This window comes from Dinoroseobacter sp. S124A, assembly GCF_049801015.1.
Classification (GTDB): domain Bacteria; phylum Pseudomonadota; class Alphaproteobacteria; order Rhodobacterales; family Rhodobacteraceae; genus Dinoroseobacter.
The window spans coordinates 58,137-74,487 of sequence record NZ_JBNAGD010000010.1 but is presented as its reverse complement, the minus strand read 5'-3'; the positions used below and the strand labels follow the sequence as shown (position 1 = coordinate 74,487).

At 65.1% G+C, this 16,351-nt stretch carries 20 protein-coding genes; 8 read left to right on the top strand and 12 right to left on the bottom strand.

Features of this window, described 5'->3' with window-relative positions; all coding sequences use genetic code 11:
* Positions 1 to 62 precede the first annotated feature (62 nt).
* From ACP15I_RS20085 to argH, 4 genes are read right to left on the bottom strand one after another with little or no spacing between them, the layout of a single operon-like run.
* Positions 63 to 386, bottom strand: a complete 324-nt coding sequence (locus ACP15I_RS20085) for a DUF2834 domain-containing protein (RefSeq protein WP_424976417.1) — start codon at positions 384 to 386, stop codon at positions 63 to 65.
* Positions 386 to 535: an argininosuccinate lyase gene (locus ACP15I_RS20080; RefSeq protein ID WP_424968181.1), complete on the bottom strand. Its 150-nt coding sequence runs from the start codon at positions 533 to 535 to the stop codon at positions 386 to 388. The genes ACP15I_RS20085 and ACP15I_RS20080 overlap by 1 nt, the downstream gene beginning before the upstream one ends.
* Positions 532 to 702, bottom strand: a complete 171-nt coding sequence (locus ACP15I_RS20075) for a hypothetical protein (RefSeq protein ID WP_424968182.1) — start codon at positions 700 to 702, stop codon at positions 532 to 534. Before ACP15I_RS20075 ends, ACP15I_RS20080 begins: the two co-directional genes overlap by 4 nt.
* On the bottom strand, positions 699 to 2,090 hold the full coding sequence (gene argH, locus ACP15I_RS20070) for an argininosuccinate lyase (protein WP_424968183.1): 1,392 nt from the start codon (positions 2,088 to 2,090) through the stop codon (positions 699 to 701). The genes ACP15I_RS20075 and argH overlap by 4 nt, the downstream gene beginning before the upstream one ends.
* A gap of 35 nt (positions 2,091 to 2,125) precedes the next feature.
* Here argH and ACP15I_RS20065 point away from each other — a divergent pair, with 35 nt between their 5' ends.
* Positions 2,126 to 2,707 (top strand): TlpA family protein disulfide reductase, encoded by a 582-nt coding sequence (locus tag ACP15I_RS20065; RefSeq protein ID WP_424968184.1) that lies wholly within the window; start codon positions 2,126 to 2,128, stop codon positions 2,705 to 2,707.
* Here the strand turns inward: ACP15I_RS20065 and ACP15I_RS20060 are convergent.
* Positions 2,704 to 3,288, bottom strand: coding sequence for a DNA-3-methyladenine glycosylase I (locus tag ACP15I_RS20060; RefSeq protein ID WP_424976416.1), 585 nt, complete (start codon positions 3,286 to 3,288; stop codon positions 2,704 to 2,706). The genes ACP15I_RS20065 and ACP15I_RS20060 overlap by 4 nt on opposite strands.
* A 110-nt stretch (positions 3,289 to 3,398) precedes the next feature.
* Between ACP15I_RS20060 and ACP15I_RS20055 the strand changes: the two genes are divergently transcribed.
* From ACP15I_RS20055 to phbB, 3 genes are all read left to right on the top strand, one after another.
* Positions 3,399 to 4,232: an EAL domain-containing protein gene (locus tag ACP15I_RS20055; protein WP_424968186.1), complete on the top strand. Its 834-nt coding sequence runs from the start codon at positions 3,399 to 3,401 to the stop codon at positions 4,230 to 4,232.
* A gap of 352 nt (positions 4,233 to 4,584) precedes the next feature.
* Complete coding sequence (locus tag ACP15I_RS20050) at positions 4,585 to 5,760, top strand: acetyl-CoA C-acetyltransferase (RefSeq protein WP_424976415.1); 1,176 nt, start codon at positions 4,585 to 4,587, stop codon at positions 5,758 to 5,760.
* Positions 5,761 to 5,867: 107 nt separating this feature from the next.
* Positions 5,868 to 6,590 (top strand): acetoacetyl-CoA reductase, encoded by a 723-nt coding sequence (gene phbB, locus ACP15I_RS20045; RefSeq protein WP_424968188.1) that lies wholly within the window; start codon positions 5,868 to 5,870, stop codon positions 6,588 to 6,590.
* Between the two features lie 77 nt (positions 6,591 to 6,667).
* Here the strand turns inward: phbB and ACP15I_RS20040 are convergent, their stop codons facing one another.
* Entirely contained in the window at positions 6,668 to 6,811 is a 144-nt protein-coding gene (locus tag ACP15I_RS20040) for a hypothetical protein (RefSeq protein ID WP_424976414.1), read from the bottom strand.
* Positions 6,812 to 6,919: 108 nt separating this feature from the next.
* Between ACP15I_RS20040 and ACP15I_RS20035 the strand changes: the two genes are divergently transcribed.
* Positions 6,920 to 7,867, top strand: a complete 948-nt coding sequence (locus tag ACP15I_RS20035; RefSeq protein WP_424976413.1) for a transcriptional regulator GcvA — start codon at positions 6,920 to 6,922, stop codon at positions 7,865 to 7,867.
* Positions 7,868 to 7,926: 59 nt separating this feature from the next.
* Here ACP15I_RS20035 and ACP15I_RS20030 read toward each other — a convergent pair whose 3' ends face one another.
* From ACP15I_RS20030 to ACP15I_RS20020, 3 genes are all read right to left on the bottom strand, one after another.
* Entirely contained in the window at positions 7,927 to 8,094 is a 168-nt protein-coding gene (locus tag ACP15I_RS20030) for a YdcH family protein (RefSeq protein ID WP_424968192.1), read from the bottom strand.
* Positions 8,095 to 8,188: 94 nt separating this feature from the next.
* Positions 8,189 to 8,962 (bottom strand): tRNA1(Val) (adenine(37)-N6)-methyltransferase, encoded by a 774-nt coding sequence (locus tag ACP15I_RS20025; RefSeq protein ID WP_424976412.1) that lies wholly within the window; start codon positions 8,960 to 8,962, stop codon positions 8,189 to 8,191.
* Positions 8,959 to 9,186, bottom strand: coding sequence for a DUF2007 domain-containing protein (locus ACP15I_RS20020; protein ID WP_424968194.1), 228 nt, complete (start codon positions 9,184 to 9,186; stop codon positions 8,959 to 8,961). Before ACP15I_RS20020 ends, ACP15I_RS20025 begins: the two co-directional genes overlap by 4 nt.
* A 55-nt stretch (positions 9,187 to 9,241) precedes the next feature.
* Between ACP15I_RS20020 and ACP15I_RS20015 the strand changes: the two genes are divergently transcribed.
* Positions 9,242 to 10,246, top strand: coding sequence for a polyprenyl synthetase family protein (locus tag ACP15I_RS20015; protein WP_424976411.1), 1,005 nt, complete (start codon positions 9,242 to 9,244; stop codon positions 10,244 to 10,246).
* Between the two features lie 4 nt (positions 10,247 to 10,250).
* Here ACP15I_RS20015 and ACP15I_RS20010 read toward each other — a convergent pair whose 3' ends face one another.
* The 3 genes from ACP15I_RS20010 to ACP15I_RS20000 form a co-directional block, all read right to left on the bottom strand.
* Entirely contained in the window at positions 10,251 to 11,099 is an 849-nt protein-coding gene (locus tag ACP15I_RS20010) for a 4-(cytidine 5'-diphospho)-2-C-methyl-D-erythritol kinase (protein WP_424976410.1), read from the bottom strand.
* Positions 11,083 to 12,771, bottom strand: a complete 1,689-nt coding sequence (locus ACP15I_RS20005) for a tetratricopeptide repeat protein (RefSeq protein ID WP_424976409.1) — start codon at positions 12,769 to 12,771, stop codon at positions 11,083 to 11,085. Before ACP15I_RS20005 ends, ACP15I_RS20010 begins: the two co-directional genes overlap by 17 nt.
* 155 nt (positions 12,772 to 12,926) lie before the next feature.
* Positions 12,927 to 14,576, bottom strand: a complete 1,650-nt coding sequence (locus tag ACP15I_RS20000; protein ID WP_424976408.1) for an electron transfer flavoprotein-ubiquinone oxidoreductase — start codon at positions 14,574 to 14,576, stop codon at positions 12,927 to 12,929.
* A 213-nt stretch (positions 14,577 to 14,789) separates the two neighbouring features.
* Here ACP15I_RS20000 and greA point away from each other — a divergent pair, with 213 nt between their 5' ends.
* The gene (gene greA, locus ACP15I_RS19995; protein WP_424968200.1) at positions 14,790 to 15,260 is read left to right on the top strand and encodes a transcription elongation factor GreA; all 471 of its coding nucleotides are present in this window, start codon (positions 14,790 to 14,792) and stop codon (positions 15,258 to 15,260) included.
* A gap of 24 nt (positions 15,261 to 15,284) precedes the next feature.
* Entirely contained in the window at positions 15,285 to 16,322 is a 1,038-nt protein-coding gene (locus ACP15I_RS19990) for a hypothetical protein (protein WP_424976407.1), read from the top strand.
* Positions 16,323 to 16,351 lie beyond the last annotated feature (29 nt).

Sequence of the window (16,351 nt, the reverse complement as noted above, 5' to 3'; positions counted from 1 at the left end):
TAGAGCTGCGCGGGCGGGCATAGCAGACCGGCCCGGAATTGCAATTTCAGGAGATCCGCGGATCAGCGCGCCCGCACCGGCCCGCCGCGCAGGAAAAGATAGAGCGGCAATCCGCAGGACACCCCGATGCAGAAGGTCGCCGGCACCGCCAGAAGGGCAATCCAGTTCTTGCGCATGACGGTCTCGGAGATCACGAAAACCGTCAGGGCGATCGCCGCAATCGTCAGGTCCCAGGTCAGCCCGGTGGTGGAGTTGTTCACATACCACGCGTCGATCAGCCCCGAGAGCCCCGTGCCCGTCTCCTGCATGTAGGTGACGAAATAATACATCGGGTGGATCGCGCCCCAGATGGCCAGCGCGAGATAGAGCCAACGCAGCAAAGACATCAGAACCGGGCCTTCACGCCCGCCGAGGCTGTCCCCGAAATGGTCACCCCGGGTTCGGGGCGGTCATCGGCGGGCGGGGCCGAGGGCGCGCCATCCACACCGCAGGCGGTCAGCAGGCCGAGGGCCGCGAGGATCCAGAGCGGTCTCATAGTCCGACCCCCACACGGGCCCGGCCCAGGCTGACCCCGACCGAGGGCGAGACGCGGACGCCGTCCGATCCCACGCTCACGCCCGCGCCGACGCGCGGGTCCGACACGTTGCACGCCGCCAGAACGAGGCACAGGGCCCCGAGGCCCAGCGTTTTGCGCAGGCTCATCCCAAAATCTCCTTCCAGCGCGCGATCTGCGCGCGGACCTGAACGGGCGCCGTGCCGCCATAGCTGGTGCGGCTGGCCACCGAGTTATGCACGCCGAGCACATCGAACACCGCCTCGGTGATCTCGCCATGGACCGATTGCATGTCCGCGAGGCTCAGATCCGGCAGATCACACCCCTGATCCTCGGCCATGGCGACCAGCGTGCCTGTCACATGATGTGCATCGCGGAAGGGCAAGTTCAACTCCCGCACCAGCCAATCGGCAAGATCCGTCGCGGTTGAGAAGCCGCTGGCCGCCGCCGCCTCCAGGCTGTCACGGTTCGCGGTCATGTCGCCGACCATGCCGGTCATGGCCGCCAGCGCCAGCATCAGCGTGTCGGCGGCGTCAAAGACCTGCTCCTTGTCTTCCTGCATATCCTTGGAATAGGCCAGCGGCAGCCCCTTCATCACCGTCAGAAGCGCCACATTCGCCCCGACGATCCGGCCGATCTTGGCCCGGATCAGTTCGGCCGCATCCGGGTTCTTCTTCTGCGGCATGATCGAGGAGCCGGTGGAGAACCGGTCCGACAGCGCCACGAAACGGAATTGCGCGGAGGACCAGATCACCAGCTCTTCGGCCATCCGGCTGAGATGCATGGCGCAGATGCTCGCCGTGCTCAGGAATTCCAGCGCGAAGTCCCGGTCCGAGACCGCGTCCAGCGAATTGGCCGCCGGGCGGTCAAAGCCGAGCGCGGCCGCCGTCGCTTCCCGGTCAATCGGGAAGGAGGTCCCGGCGAGGGCCGCAGCCCCCAGCGGGCATTCGTTCATCCGTGCCCGGGCATCCCGCACCCGGCTCAGGTCCCTGGCGAACATCTCTACATAGGCCATCATGTGATGGCCCCAGGTCACCGGCTGCGCGGTCTGCAGATGGGTGAAGCCCGGCATCACCCAGTCGGCCCCGGCCTCGGCCTGGGCCAGAAGGGCGCGCATCAGCGCCTCGAGCCCCTGCTCCGCCGCGTCGAACTGGTCCCGCACCCAGAGCTTGAAATCCGTCGCCACCTGATCGTTCCGCGAGCGCCCCGTATGGAGCCGCCCCGCCGGCTCGCCGATCAGCTCCTTGAGCCGGGCCTCCACGTTCATGTGGATGTCCTCCAGCGCGGCCGAGAAGGCGAACGCGCCTGTTTCGATCTCTGACAAGACCGTGAGGAGGCCTTCCCGGATCGTCTCCACGTCCTTACTGCTGAGGATACCCTGTTGGGCAAGCATGGCCGCATGGGCGCGGGAGCCGTCGATATCCTGCCGCGCCAACCGCTGATCGAAGGAGATCGAGGCGTTGATCGCCTCCATGATCGCATCCGGTCCCGCGGCGAAGCGGCCGCCCCACATGGCGTTGGATTTGGTGTCGGACATGGCTCGGCCCCGTGAAGCAAAGAGAAGGAAGACATATGCGCTGGATCGCGTTCGCCGTCCTATATCTGGGCGCCGCCCTTGGTGCAAATGCCGACACGGGCCAGCCCGTCCTCCGCGACATCCCGGCGCTCGAGGCGCTGCGCGAGGGCGAGATGATCAAGCTGCGCTTTCACGAGACCGCCCAGCCGAGCTCGGACCTGCCCTTCGTGCTGGACGACGAGAGCCAGTCGAGCCTGGCGGCCTATGAGGGCAAGATCGTCGTGCTGAACTTTTGGGCCACCTGGTGCGGCCCCTGCAAGAAAGAGATGCCCGGGCTGGACCGGCTGAACACCTCCATGGGGGGTGAGGATTTCGCCGTGGTGACCCTGGCCACGGGGCGCAACTCGGTGACCGGCATCAAGCGGTTCTTTGGCGAGGCAGAGGTCGCCTCCCTGCCCGAGTATCGTGACATCAAGCAGGGAATCGCCGATGCGATGTCCGTGCCCGGCCTGCCGACGACGGTGATTCTGGACCGCGACGGAACCGAGATCGCCCGGCTGGTCGGGGCCGCCGAATGGGACACCCCGTCGGCCAAGGCGATCCTTACCCGGCTGATCGACGAACAGCCGGGCAGCTAGCGCGCCGCCCCCCCAAGGGCCGCCACGCGGGCATGCCAGGGGCAGGAAACGAGGTGGTCATTCACCATGCCCACCGCCTGCATGAAGGCATAAACGATCGTCGGCCCGCAAAACTTGAAGCCCCGCGCCTTGAGGTCTTTGGACAGCGCCTTGGAGATATCGGTCGAGCCGGGGACCTCGGACAGGCTGGTCCATTGGTTCTCGATCGGGCTGTCTGCGACAAAACCCCAGAGATAAGGTGAGAACCCCTGTTTTTCCTCGATCTCCAGATAGACGCGGGCATTGCCGATGGTTGCCTCGATCTTGCCGCGATGGCGCACGATCCCGGGGTCCTGCAACAAGCGCGCCACCTCGGCATCGCCCCAGGCCGCGATGATCGCGGGGTCGAAACCGGCAAAGGCGCTGCGAAACCCCTCGCGCTTGCGCAGGATGGTGATCCAGCTCAGCCCGGCCTGAAACGCCTCGAGGGTGAGTTTCTCGAACAGGGCGCGGGGATCGCGCTCCGGCACACCCCATTCGGTGTCGTGATAGGCCACGTAAAGCGGGTCATCACCACACCAGTCGCATCGGGTTTCGGTCATCGGGGCCTCCAATCGCGGCATTTGAGTCCAATTTAGAACAAAGCAGGAAGATTCATGACGAATTAAGGGTTCTCGCGCAATGGTGGCCTCGTAACGAATGGAGCTGTCCCATGCCGCCGAAGCGCCCTGCCAAATCCGCTGGTCCCAACCAGAAGAACCCCCTGTCCGAGGCCGTCGCCCAGCGCGACAAGTCCACACTCGCCCTTGTGAAACAGGCGGTCGCCCACAAAAACGCGCTGCTGGCCTTTCAGCCCGTGATGCAGGCCGGCAACCAGAAGAAGGTCGCCTATCAAGAGGGGCTGATCCGGATCCACGACGATTCAGGACGCCTGATCCCGGCCCGGGACTTTATCACCGTGGTCGAGGAACAGGAGCTTGGGCGGCAGATCGACTGCCTCGCGCTGGAACGCGGTCTGGAGGCGCTGCGCCAGGTGCCCACCCTGCGTTTGGGGGTCAACATGTCCGCCCGGTCGATCGGTTATCCGGAGTGGAACGAGGTCCTGGAACGGGGCCTTGCGGCGGACCCCACGGCGGCAGAGCGGCTCATTCTCGAAATCACCGAGCAATCCGCCATGGCCATCCCCGAGATCGTGACCAAGTTCATGCGCGATCTGCAACGCAAGGGGATCACCTTCGCACTGGATGATTTCGGGGCGGGTCAAACCTCCTTCGCTTATCTGCGGGACTTCTTCTTCGACATCGTCAAGATCGACGGCAAGTTCATCCGGAACATTTCCAGCAATGTGGACAATCAGGTGCTGACCCAGGCGCTGATCTCGCTGGCCGCTCATTTCGACATGTTCACCGTGGCGGAGTCGGTGGAGACGGCAACCGACGCGGCCTTCCTGACCGCTGCGGGGATCGACTGCATGCAAGGCTATCACTTCGCAGCCCCCAGCACGAAGCCCGCCTGGCTCGACGACGCCGCCCTTTTGCGCGCCTGAATCACTCTCGACGCGACGCCGTTTCGCGCGCATCGACCCTTCTCAGCACAGCCTTAACGGGTAAACGCCGCCTCTCGCAGGGCGGCTTTGCGCTGCACGCATGTGTGGTAAATTTTTTTTACCGCACTGCGCGCGCACAGCTCAGCGCGCCAACCCTCTCATATAGTTAACAAATTTCCGCACCCTTGTGTCCAAAGCCCCCCGGCAAGCCGGACTCCGACCATAGGAGTGAGACACGATGTCAGGTGCCCCGCTGGAATTTCCTCCAATAGACGAAAGAGGACATTTCGTCATGCACCGCAAGCAGCCTGCCGAACCCGGGCGCCCGAAAGACCTTAGAGGGAGACCTTAGATGACCAACGTTGTAATCGCATCCGCCGCACGAACTGCCGTGGGCAGTTTCGGCGGCTCGTTCGCCAACACGCCGGCCCATGATCTCGGCGCGGCCATGCTGCAGGAACTGGTGTCCCGGGCCGGGATCGAGAAATCCGACGTCTCCGAAACCATCCTCGGTCAGGTTCTGACCGGCGGTCAGGGTCAGAACCCGGCCCGTCAGGCCCATGTGAATGCGGGTCTGCCGATCGAAGGTGCCGCCTGGGGCATCAACCAGGTTTGCGGGTCGGGCCTGCGCGCCGTGGCTCTGGGCGCCCAGCACATCCAGCTGGGTGACGCGACCGTGGTCTGTGCGGGTGGTCAGGAAAACATGACGCTGAGCCCCCATGTGGCAAACCTACGCGCGGGTCAGAAGATGGGCGACATGAAGTTCATCGACTCCATGATCCGCGACGGTCTTTGGGATGCCTTCAACGGCTACCACATGGGTCAGACCGCCGAGAACGTGGCCGAGCAGTGGCAGATCAGCCGCGACATGCAGGACGAGTTCGCCGTCAGCAGCCAGAACAAGGCCGAAGCCGCCCAGAAGGCCGGCAAGTTCGACGACGAGGTCTTCGCCTACACGATCAAGACCCGCAAGGGCGACATCGTCGTGGACAAGGACGAGTACATCCGCCACGGCGCGACCATGGAAGCGATGCAGAAACTGCGCCCCGCCTTCACCAAGGACGGCTCGGTCACTGCGGCAAACGCTTCGGGTCTGAATGACGGCGCGGCGGGCGTTCTGCTGATGTCGGCGGATGAAGCCGAGAAGCGCGGCATCGAGCCCATGGCCCGGATCGCCTCCTATGCCACCGCCGGTCTCGACCCGTCGATCATGGGCGTGGGCCCGATCTACGCGTCGCGCAAGGCGCTCGACAAGGCTGGCTGGAAGGTCGACGACCTCGACCTCGTGGAGGCCAACGAAGCCTTCGCCGCCCAGGCCTGCGCCGTGAACAAGGACATGGGCTGGGATCCGTCGATCGTGAACGTCAATGGCGGGGCCATCGCCATCGGTCACCCGATCGGGGCCTCCGGCGCGCGCGTCCTGAACACCCTGCTCTTCGAAATGCAGCGTCGCGGCGCCAAGAAGGGTCTCGCAACCCTCTGCATCGGCGGCGGCATGGGCGTGGCTCTCTGCGTTGAGCGCCCCTGATCTGATCCCGGGCGGTCCCAAGGCGGGCCGCCCAACCTATTCCACCGGGATCATCTGAGACGCACCCGTCCCGGTCGGACAAATACCTACCTCGAGGAGGATATCTAATGGGACGTGTTGCACTAGTTACCGGCGGTTCGCGCGGCATCGGCGAAGCCATTTCCAAGAAACTGCAGGCGGACGGGTTCACCGTTGCGGCCACCTATGCGGGCAATGACGAGAAAGCAGCGGCCTTCACCGCCGCGACCGGCATCAAGACCTACAAGTGGAACGTCGCCGACTACGAATCGAGCAAGGCGGGCATCGCCCAGGTCGAAGCCGATCTCGGCCCGATCGAGGTTGTCGTCGCCAATGCGGGCATCACCCGCGACGCGCCCTTCCACAAGATGACCCCCGAGCAGTGGGACGAAGTGATCGGCACCAACCTGACCGGCGTGTTCAACACAGTCCACCCGGTCTGGCCCGGCATGCGCGAGCGCAAGTTCGGCCGGGTCATCGTGATCTCGTCGGTCAACGGTCAGAAAGGCCAGTTCGCCCAGGTGAACTACGCCGCGACCAAAGCCGGTGACCTCGGCATCATCAAGTCCCTGGCTCAGGAAGGCGCGCGCGCCGGCATCACCGCCAACGCCGTCTGCCCCGGCTACATCGCCACCGAAATGGTCATGGCGATCCCGGAAAAAGTCCGCGATTCCATCGTGGCAGGCATCCCGGTAGGCCGCCTCGGCGAGCCCGAGGAAATCGCACGCTGCGTGGCCTTCCTGGCCTCCGATGATGCGGGCTTCATCTCCGGCTCCACGATTTCGGCCAACGGCGCTCAGTTCTTCAGCTGATCTGCGCTCAGCGCAACACACGAAAGGGGCGGTCCCGGATGGGGCCGCCCTTTTGCGTGCGTCGCCTAGCGTGGGCGCTACGCGGTTTCTGCCCGGGCACCGGTTTCAGCGCTGTGACCCGGAAATGCCCAGCGCAGGAACAGGGCAAAGGCGGCAGCGCGTTCGCTGCGGCCGCGGGCGATGGCGTCTTGGGTGGTCAGGGTGGCGGTGGCATGGGTCATGGCGAAGATCCTTGATCTGAATTTCTGAACTGTCCCTAATATGATGCCGCTAACAAAAAGCCACAAACGAGACTTTTCCCGCATTCAGTTAAGGTATACTTATCTGATATGTCCGATCGCCTCCCCCCTCTGACCGCCCTGCGCGCCTTCGATGCTGCCGCCCGCCATATGAGTTTTGCCAAGGCGGCGGCGGAACTGAACGTCACCCCTGCAGCCCTGAGTTTTCAGATCAAAGGGCTGGAGGAGTATCTGGGCGCGCCGCTCTTTCGGCGGCTGAACCGCGCTGTCGAGCTGACCGAGGCCGGGCACGCGCTCGCCCCTGGCGCCGCGGAAGGCTTCGACGCCCTGCGCCGGGCATGGCTGGCGACGCGGCGCGCGCTGGACACGCGCACATTGACTGTCACCGCTGGCCCGGCCTTCACCGCAAAATGGCTTGCGCCGCGTTTGTTCGATTTTGCTCAGGCCCATCCTGATGTGGAGCTGCGCTTTTCCGCGACCCTGCGGCTGATGGATTTTGACCGGGACGATGTGGATGTGGCTATCCGGTTCGGCATGGGGGGCGATGACCGCGACCTTTACAGCCGGGTGCTCGTGCGCGAATGGCTCACACCGATGGTGCCCCCGCGTCTCGCCGAAGGGCTGAAAACGCCCGCCGATCTGCTCAAGCTGCATCTGCTGGAGGATGGCAATCTCGATTTCGTGGACCCGCCCTGCAACTGGGCAACCTGGTTCACGGCCATGGGCGTGCCGAACCCACCCGAGGTGAAACCCCAGTTCAGCCAAGCCGATCATGCGATCGATGCGGCAGAGACCGGCGGAGGTGTCGTGCTGGGCCGTGCCTCCTTGACCGCCAAGGCGTTGCAGGAAGGCCGCCTCGTGATCCCCTTCCCCACAGCGATCACGACCGAGGCCCATTACCGCGTGCTCTGCACGCAGGAGGCGTCAGAGAAACCGCAGGTGAAAGCGTTCCTGTCGTGGCTGTTCGATCATGTGGAAGAGATTACGGCGCTCGATCATGGGATGACATTCGTCGACTCGGCGGATGTCAAAACCTGAGAGGCCTTGCGGGGCTGCGGCTCGGTCAGGAGCACCGAACCGCAGTGTAATGCGCTGCGTCAGGTGTCTTGCAGGCGCTCGATCTGCTCTTTCAGGTGCAGCTTCTGTTTCTTCAATGAAGCAATCGTCAAACTGTCCGTTCCTGCACTTCGTTGCGCGTCATCCACACGTGCAGAAAGGATTTGGTGTTTACGGCGGAGTTCCTCGATGTGCGAACTCACGGTCATGGGCGACCTCCTTGTAAATGTGGACAGTAGGGAAAGTGCAGCACAGAACCCGAGTCGTGTCACGAAAAACAACTGAGCGTTTTCGTCAAATTTCTTAACGATCCGCGTCCAGAAACCGCAGTTTTGCCCCGTTTCGCAGGATGTCCTGCGCAGTATTGGACGCGTCATCCCCGTCACGCAGATGCGTTTCCCCCTCATGCAGCACCAAGGGCGCGCAGAGAACAAATGGGGCGCGCCCATCCTTGAAGCCCTGTAAAACAAACCGCTTGGCCGGACGGCCCGTCCGCGCAACCAGGGGTTGTAAGCGAAGCGACCCGAGGTGGGGCGGTACCGCTGCCAAAAGCTCCGGCAGACGGTCGGTCCGCGCGATCACCGTCACCGAGCCTTTGGGCTTGGTGCGACGTACTGCCACACCCAGCCAGTCCCGCAAATCGCCCCGATCCCGCAAGGCGCGGTCCCGGCCGGGGTCGCGGGCAGCCGTTCCAGCCCCTTGGGCGAAATAGGGTGGATTGAGCATCACATGGTCAAAACTGCGCTGGCGCAGCGCGTCCGGCAGGGCCATTAGGTCAGCCTCCCACACGGTCAGGGGCAGGGCATTCGCCTCTGCATTCTGCCGCGCCAGTGCTGCATAGTCCGGTTGCAACTCGACCCCGTCGCAGACCGCGCCGGTCCGCGCGCTCAGGCACAAGGCCGCTGTGCCGACCCCGCAGCCGAGATCGAGGCAGCTCTCCCCGGCCCGGGCGGGAACGGACGCCGCCAGCAGGACCGGATCCGTGCCCGCGCGGTATCCCCGCCGGGGTTGGGCCAGCCGCAACCGCCCTCCCAGAAACCCGTCCAGGCTGATCTCTGACGCCGCCTCCGGGGTCACGCCGGGCGGTCTTCGGTCACCGGGATATCATTGTCTGTCATCACGGCCCGGGCCCGGAACATGTCCCGTTGATGCACCATCAGGCGCCGCGGCAAAACGCCAATGGATCCTTCGAGTACGCTCATGTGGACGTCCATCTGGAAGCAGTCTATACCCTCGCCTTGGAGCAGGGCAGACGCGTAAGCGATGATGGTCGGATCGTTGGTGCGCAGCAGCTCTCTCATGACGTTGAGATAAGACCAGTAGGGTTCGGTTGTCGAGCCGCATGACGGAGCCGTGATGAGCTTGGATACCGCCGCAGCCACCAAACCCCATGAACGTCTCGCCGCCTATCTCGCCGAAGATATGGAGGCCGTGAATGGCCTGATCCGGGATCGGATGGCCTCGGAACATGCCCCGCGCATCCCCGAGGTGACCGCCCATCTGGTCGAGGCCGGGGGCAAGCGGTTGCGCCCGATGCTGACCCTCGCGACGGCGCGGCTCTGTGGCTATGAGGGGCCGTACCACGTGCATCTGGCCTCGACGGTGGAATTCATCCATACGGCGACACTGCTCCATGACGACGTGGTCGATGAAAGCAATCAGCGCCGCGGGCGGCCCACGGCGAACCTGCTTTGGGACAACAAGTCGAGCGTTCTGGTCGGCGACTACCTGTTCGCCCGCTCGTTCCAGTTGATGGTCGAGACCGGCAGCCTGCGGGTGCTCGACATTCTGGCGAATGCCGCCGCGACAATCGCCGAGGGCGAGGTGCTGCAACTGTCGGCGGCGCAGGATCTGGCCACGGATGAGGAAATCTATCTCAAGGTCGTGCGCGGCAAGACGGCCGCGCTCTTCTCGGCGGCGACCGAGGTTGGCGGGGTGATCGCGGGCGCGGATGAAGCCCAGATCCGCGCGCTCTTTACCTATGGCGACGCGCTGGGGATCGCCTTTCAGATTGTCGATGACCTGCTGGATTATGGCGGGGATGCCGCGCAGACGGGCAAGAATGTGGGCGATGACTTTCGTGAGCGGAAGCTGACCCTGCCGGTGATCAAGGCCGTGGCGCAGGCGGACGAGACCGAGCGCGCCTTCTGGCAGCGGGTCATCGAGAAGGGCGATCAGCGGGAGGGCGATCTCGAGCATGCGCTCAGCCTGTTGGACAAGCACGGCGCCATGGAGGCCACCCGCGCCGATGCGCTCGCCTATGCGGCCCAGGCCAAGGCGGCTTTGGACGCGGTCCAGCCCCATCCGTTGACGGATATGCTGCGGGATCTGGCCGATTACGTGGTGGCGCGCCTGACCTGAGCGCCTAGCGCAAGGTCGTGGCCTGCACCCACCAGTCGGGGTGATCGGCGGCAATCATGGCGGCGGCGGCTGACGCCCCCGCCGCGGACCCGAAGAGCCCGAAACAGGTTGCCCCGGACCCCGACATCCGCGCAAGCGCGCAGCCCTCTGCCGCGGCGAGCCGCGCCAGGACCTCGGTGATGACCGGGGCCTGTTCCCCTGCCGGGGCCTCCAGATCATTGCGCTGGGTGTTGAGCCAGCCCGCGAAGCCCAACGGGTCCGCAAAGGCAGGCAAGATCGCGGGCATAGGCGGATTGTCTCTCCGTGTCAGCGCCTTGAACACAGCCGGCGTCGGCACATCCACCCCGGGATTGACCAGCACCGCAGGCAGCGCCGGCAGGCCGGGCAGAGCCGACAGCCTCTCGCCGATCCCCGCCATGCGGGTCGCGCGCCCGCGCAGGCAGACCGGCACGTCCGCCCCCAGCGCCGCGCCGTCATCGGGCACGCCCCGCCCCGCTGCCTCGGCGTAAAGGCGCAGCGCCGTGGCGGCATCCGACGAGCCGCCCCCGATCCCCGCTGCGGCGGGCAGATGCTTTTCGAGATGGGCCGCGCCCCGGGTCGCACCGAGATGCGCCGCGGCCTTGAGGATCAGGTTGCTGGCATCCGTGGGCACCCCTGCCGCGCGCGGGCCGGATACGGTCAGGCCCAGCGGCCCCTCAGGATCGAGCCAGAGCCGGTCTCCGCAATCGGCGAACACCACGAGGCTGTCGAGCAGGTGGTAACCATCCGCCCGCTGCCCCGTGACATGCAGGGTCAGGTTGACCTTGGCCGGTGCGAAGCCTTCGAGCCGCGCGCCGTCAGTCCCTGGCAACATGGGTGGGTTCGGCCCCTTCTTCGATCAGCACGGCGTCGAGACCAACCTCGAGCTTGCGGCGGATGCGCTCGGCCTCTTCGACCTCCGGGTCGAAGGACAGGGCCCGCTTCCACTGGAACTCCGCCTCGCGCTTGCGCCCGACGGCGTAATACACATCACCCAGATGGTCGTTGATGATCGGATCCAGCGGCTCGAGCGCCACGGCCCGTTCCATATAGGGCACCGCCTCGTCGAAATCCCCCATGCGGTAGAGCACCCAGCCGAGGCTGTCGGTGATATACCCGTTATCGGGCCGCGCGGCGACGGCCTGCTCGATCATGTCGAGCGCCTCGTCCATGTTCTCGCCAAGCTCCACGAAGGAGTAGCCGAGATAGTTCAACACCATGGGCTGCCCCGGGTTGAGCTCTAGCGCGAGACGCAGATCGGCCTCGGCCGCGTCCCAGGCACCGATCCGTTCGTTGGCGATGCCGCGCGCGTAATAGAGGACCCAATCCTGCTCGCCCTGCGCCTCGGAGATTTCGATGGCCGTGTCATAGGCGGCGGCAGCTTCGGAGAAATTCTCCATCCGGCGATGGGCATCGGCCAGCGCGGAATGCACGCGCGCCACGCTGCCATGGGTCTCGACCAGCTGGGTCAGAACCTCGATCGCCGCATCGGGCTTCTCCGCCCGGCGCAGCACATTGGCTCGCCCGATCTCGGCGGTCAGGAAGGCCGGGCTGTTCCGGGGCACCTGATCATAGGCCTTGTTGGCCAAGTCATACTGCTCGAGGTTTTCCAACAGGCTCGCCGTCAGCAGGATCGCATCGATATGATCCGGCGCGAGGGTCTGGGCCACCCGGGCATAGAGCAGGGTGAAGTTGTCCGACGCCTGTCCGTTCAGAGCGACCGCCACGGTGAAGAACGCTTCGGCATAGCCAGCCTGGGGCGTGGGCACCACATCGAAGCTGAGCGTGCCCGCGTCGATCTGGTCCAGCAGCGCCGCACCACGCGGGGCGTCCCGCCCGATCCGCGCCTCGATCAGGCTGCGGGCCTCATCGGCCCGGTCGAGCTGGGCCAGCACCTGCGCGGTGGCGATGATTGCACGGCCCGAGAGCGAGGCGGCCACCGAGCCATCCTCGGTCAGCATGGCAAGCGCGCCCTCGAAATCGCCGACCTGTGCCAGCGCCATGCCCTTGTGGTAGATCCCGAAGGCCCGGGTGCGCGGGTCCTCGATCATCTCGTCGAAGATCCCGAAGGCGGCATCCGCCTGCCCCTGTTCCAGCGCGCGCCACCCGGCGACCAGCTTGTCGCCCACGGGCCCCACGCCGGGCACCTCGGCCTCGGGATCGCCATCGGGGCCGAGGATGTCCGCCGCCAGCACAAGCCCCGCGATCTGGTTCGTCGGGAAATCCTTGGCGAGCTTCAGGGCGATGGGATAGGCGCTCTTCTGGTCGCCCAGCGCGAGAAAGGCGATCGCGGCACTTTCCATCAGGGCCGGGTTCGCCCGGTCCCGCATCAGCGCGCGGGCGAAATAGCGGGCCGCTTCGGCGTAATTGCTGTTCAGGCTGGCGGCCCGTCCGGCGAGATAGGCCCCGGACACGCCATTGGGCGCGGCGGAAACGGGGGTGGTCATCGGTACGCTGAGCACGAGGGCAAGCGCCACGCTGGCCCGGAGGGCGGCCTGTCTGATCATCTCAAAAAACCTCTCAACTGGGGGGTGTCCGCTGGAGTATGCGGTACCGTAGCGAGGCCTTTGCCAAGTCGCAATGCAAAGGCACCCCGCACCGAAACCGGTACGGGGCGCTTCACGCAGATGTCAGGCGCGCGGGCGCGAGGGCGCCCGGATGCTCACATATTGGGATAATTCGGGCCGTCGCCACCTTGGGGCGTGGTCCAGACGATGTTCTGGGCCGGGTCCTTGATATCGCAGGTCTTGCAGTGGACGCAGTTCTGGAAGTTGATGACAAACCGCGTGGGCTTGTCGTCTTCCTTGACGAACTCATAGACCCCGGCCGGGCAGTAACGCGCTGAGGGGCCCGCGTAATCCGGCAGGTTCTGTCCTACGGGGATGCCCGCGTCGCGCAGGGTCAGGTGTCCGGGCTGGGATTCCTCGTGATTGGTGAAGGAATAGGCCACATTGGTCAGCCGGTCGAAGCTGAGCGTGCCATCGGGCTTGGGATAGTCGATCGGCTCGAACTTGGCGGCCTTGCCCGTGGCTTCGGCATCGGTCTTGCCGTGCTTGACCGTCCCGAACAGCGAGAAGCCCCAGGTGTTCGTCCACATGTCGATCCCGCCCATGGTCAGCGAGGCCATGAGCCCGTATTTCGACCAGAGCGGTTTGACGTTGCGCACCTTCTTGAGGTCCTTGCCCACAGGCCCGTCACGCAGCTCGGCCTCGTAGCCATCCAGCGTGTCGCCGGACCGGCCCGCGGCGATGGCCGCCTGTGCGGCCTCGGCAGCGGCCATGCCCGAGAGCATCGCGTTGTGGTTGCCCTTGATCCGCGGCACGTTCACCAGCCCGACCGAACAGCCCAGCAGCGCACCGCCCGGGAAGACCGATTTCGGCATGGACTGATAGCCCCCTTCCGAGATCGCCCGCGCGCCATAAGCCACGCGCTTGCCGCCCTTCAGAAGCTCAGCGACCATCGGATGATGCTTGAAGCGCTGGAATTCCATATAGGGGAAAAGATAGGGGTTCTCGTAGTTCAGGTGGACCACGAACCCCACATAGACCTGATTGTTATCAAGGTGATAGATGAAGGACCCGCCGCCTGCGTTCTTGCCCAGCGGCCAGCCCATCGTATGGGTGACCGAACCTTCGCGGTGCTTGGCGGGGTCGATCTCCCAGATCTCTTTCATGCCGAGGCCGTATTTCTGCGGCTCGCGCCCCATGGAAAGGTCGAACTTCTCGATCACCTGCTTGCTGAGGGAGCCGCGCACGCCCTCGCCCAGCATCACGTATTTGCCGTGCAGCTCCATGCCCGGCTCGTAGCCCGCGCCCTGGCTGCCATCGGGGTTCTTGCCGAACTCGCCCGCGACCACGCCTTTGACCTCGCCATTGTCCCCATAGATCAGCTCGGAACAGGCCATGCCCGGGAAGATCTCGACGCCCATCGCCTCGGCCTGCTCGGCCATCCAGCGGCAGACATTGCCCATGGAGACGATGTAATTCCCGTGGTTGTTCATCAGCGGCGGCATGGGCGCGTTCGGGATCCGGATCTGACCCGCCTCGCCCAGCATGTAGAACTTGTCCTCGCGCACCGGCACGGTGATCGGGGCGCCCTTGTCCTTCCAATCCGGGATCAGCGCGTCGAGCCCTACCGGGTCCAGAACCGCTCCGGACAGGATATGCGCGCCCACTTCCGAGCCCTTTTCGAGCACGACCACCTCGAGATCCGCATCCAGCTGCTTCAGCCGGATCGCCGCCGAGAGGCCCGCGGGGCCCGCTCCGACGATTACGACATCGTATTCCATGGCTTCGCGCTGCACTTCGGTCATTGGCTCTCACACTGGCTGGCCTGCGGAGAATCCCGCGGCGTTGAAATATTGTTGCGGGACGAGATAGCCGTCCCTTAGGAAAGCGTCAATTGTGACGCTGCATCGCAACGAAACGGGACGCAACGTTTCCAGTTTGAAACCGGTCTTGCACCATGGCCGGGCTTGATTATGGTTCTGTCTTCACGTTGCGACTCGCATTCTCAGGAAAGACCCATGGAAAAAATCCCCATGACCCGCCGGGGTCATTCGGCTTTGGATGCCGAGCTCAAGCAGCTCAAGAGCATCGAACGTCCCGCTGTGATCCGCGCGATTGCCGAAGCGCGGGAACATGGCGACCTGTCGGAAAATGCCGAGTATCACGCTGCTCGCGAGAAGCAGAGCTTCATCGAGGGCCGGGTGAAGGAGCTCGAGGCGCTGCTGTCGCTGGCGCAGGTCTTCGACCCCGCGACCCTGTCCGGGCCGATCAAGTTCGGCGCGACCGTGACCATCGTCGATGAAGAGACCGACGAGGAGAAGACCTATCAGATAGTCGGCGAGGCCGAGGCGGATATCGAGAAGGGTCTGTTGAACCTCAAATCCCCGATTGCCCGCGCGCTGATCGGCAAGGAAGAAGGCGACAGCGTGGATGTCCGCACCCCCGGCGGTGTGAAATCCTACGAGGTCCTCGAGATCGCCTACAAGTAAGACCGCAGCAGCACGGAGCCAGACATGGCGCAGCAGAGGACCGGTCCCGCAGGATCAGGCGGCGCGCCGCAGGGCCCCAAACCTGCGATCACCGCCATCGAGGTGATCGCTCTGGCGCTCAGCCTCGTCTGGCTGGCGGCGATCCTGTTGTTGTTCTTCGGGCTCGATCTGGGGGCCAGCATCGCCGCCACGGGGGCGGGCGGGCTTGGCGTCGTGATGATCCTTCTGGCGGTGTTTCTGCCCATTGCGTTGATCTGGGTGGCGGCCTCCGTGGCGCGCACCGCGCGGATCATGCGCGAGGAAGCCGAACGGCTGCAGGAGGCGCTGACCGCCATGCGCGAGACCGCCCTGCGCCAGTCGGTCAGCGGCGGCGCCGTGCCACCGACCGTGGCGCGCAAGATCGACGAGATCGCCGAGACCACCCGCCATACGGACAGCACGCTGGTGACCTTTGCCAGCGCGCGGTCGGGCGGCGGGACACCGCCCCCGTCCGAGACCAAGGCAGCGCTGGCCGAGCCGGCGATACCCCGCACGCGCCCGGATCCGCAGCCCTCGCTGGGCCTGGATGCGCCGCCCGAGGACATGCGCGAGCCGATCTCCGTGTCGGAATTCATCCGCGCCGCGAATTTCCCCGAGACCGCCGAAGACAAGGAGGGCTTCCGCGCCCTGCGCCGAGCGCTCGAGGATCGCAATGCGGGCAAGTTGATCCGCTCGGCCCAGGATGTGCTGACACTTCTGTCCGAGGACGGGATCTATATGGATGACCTGATGCCGGATCGCGCCAAGCCCGAGGCCTGGCGACGTTTTGCGGATGGCGAGCGCGGGCGCTCCGTCGCGGCCCTGGGCGGGATCCGGGACCGCTCCTGCCTCGCGCTGAGCTCGGCGCGGATGAAATCCGACCCGATCTTCCGCGATACGGTGCACCACTTCCTGCGCCATTTCGACCGGACATTCTCAGCCTTTGCGGCCCATGCCACGGATGAAGAGATCATCAAGCTCGCCGATACCCGCTCGGCCCGGGCCTTCATGCTGCTGGGGCGCGTGACGAAGACCTTCGAATAGGCTGCCATGGCCCCGACCGGGACGGTCGG

What these genes read in the sequence shown, in the direction of transcription:
- ACP15I_RS20055 (WP_424968186.1), top strand. Translation starts at nt 3,399, where the DNA reads ATGCCGCCGAAGCGCCCTGCCAAATCCGCTGGTCCCAACCAGAAGAAC.
- ACP15I_RS20035 (WP_424976413.1), top strand. Translation starts at nt 6,920, where the DNA reads ATGTCCGATCGCCTCCCCCCTCTGACCGCCCTGCGCGCCTTCGATGCT.
- ACP15I_RS19990 (WP_424976407.1), top strand. Translation starts at nt 15,285, where the DNA reads ATGGCGCAGCAGAGGACCGGTCCCGCAGGATCAGGCGGCGCGCCGCAG.
- ACP15I_RS20065 (WP_424968184.1), top strand. Translation starts at nt 2,126, where the DNA reads ATGCGCTGGATCGCGTTCGCCGTCCTATATCTGGGCGCCGCCCTTGGT.
- ACP15I_RS20050 (WP_424976415.1), top strand. Translation starts at nt 4,585, where the DNA reads ATGACCAACGTTGTAATCGCATCCGCCGCACGAACTGCCGTGGGCAGT.
- ACP15I_RS20000 (WP_424976408.1), bottom strand. Translation starts at nt 14,576, where the DNA reads ATGACCGAAGTGCAGCGCGAAGCCATGGAATACGATGTCGTAATCGTC.
- ACP15I_RS20015 (WP_424976411.1), top strand. Translation starts at nt 9,242, where the DNA reads ATGAGCTTGGATACCGCCGCAGCCACCAAACCCCATGAACGTCTCGCC.
- ACP15I_RS20010 (WP_424976410.1), bottom strand. Translation starts at nt 11,099, where the DNA reads ATGTTGCCAGGGACTGACGGCGCGCGGCTCGAAGGCTTCGCACCGGCC.
- ACP15I_RS20020 (WP_424968194.1), bottom strand. Translation starts at nt 9,186, where the DNA reads ATGAGAGAGCTGCTGCGCACCAACGATCCGACCATCATCGCTTACGCG.
- ACP15I_RS20030 (WP_424968192.1), bottom strand. Translation starts at nt 8,094, where the DNA reads ATGACCGTGAGTTCGCACATCGAGGAACTCCGCCGTAAACACCAAATC.
- phbB (WP_424968188.1), top strand. Translation starts at nt 5,868, where the DNA reads ATGGGACGTGTTGCACTAGTTACCGGCGGTTCGCGCGGCATCGGCGAA.
- greA (WP_424968200.1), top strand. Translation starts at nt 14,790, where the DNA reads ATGGAAAAAATCCCCATGACCCGCCGGGGTCATTCGGCTTTGGATGCC.
- ACP15I_RS20085 (WP_424976417.1), bottom strand. Translation starts at nt 386, where the DNA reads ATGTCTTTGCTGCGTTGGCTCTATCTCGCGCTGGCCATCTGGGGCGCG.
- ACP15I_RS20080 (WP_424968181.1), bottom strand. Translation starts at nt 535, where the DNA reads ATGAGACCGCTCTGGATCCTCGCGGCCCTCGGCCTGCTGACCGCCTGC.
- ACP15I_RS20040 (WP_424976414.1), bottom strand. Translation starts at nt 6,811, where the DNA reads ATGACCCATGCCACCGCCACCCTGACCACCCAAGACGCCATCGCCCGC.
- ACP15I_RS20060 (WP_424976416.1), bottom strand. Translation starts at nt 3,288, where the DNA reads ATGACCGAAACCCGATGCGACTGGTGTGGTGATGACCCGCTTTACGTG.
- ACP15I_RS20005 (WP_424976409.1), bottom strand. Translation starts at nt 12,771, where the DNA reads ATGATCAGACAGGCCGCCCTCCGGGCCAGCGTGGCGCTTGCCCTCGTG.
- argH (WP_424968183.1), bottom strand. Translation starts at nt 2,090, where the DNA reads ATGTCCGACACCAAATCCAACGCCATGTGGGGCGGCCGCTTCGCCGCG.
- ACP15I_RS20075 (WP_424968182.1), bottom strand. Translation starts at nt 702, where the DNA reads ATGAGCCTGCGCAAAACGCTGGGCCTCGGGGCCCTGTGCCTCGTTCTG.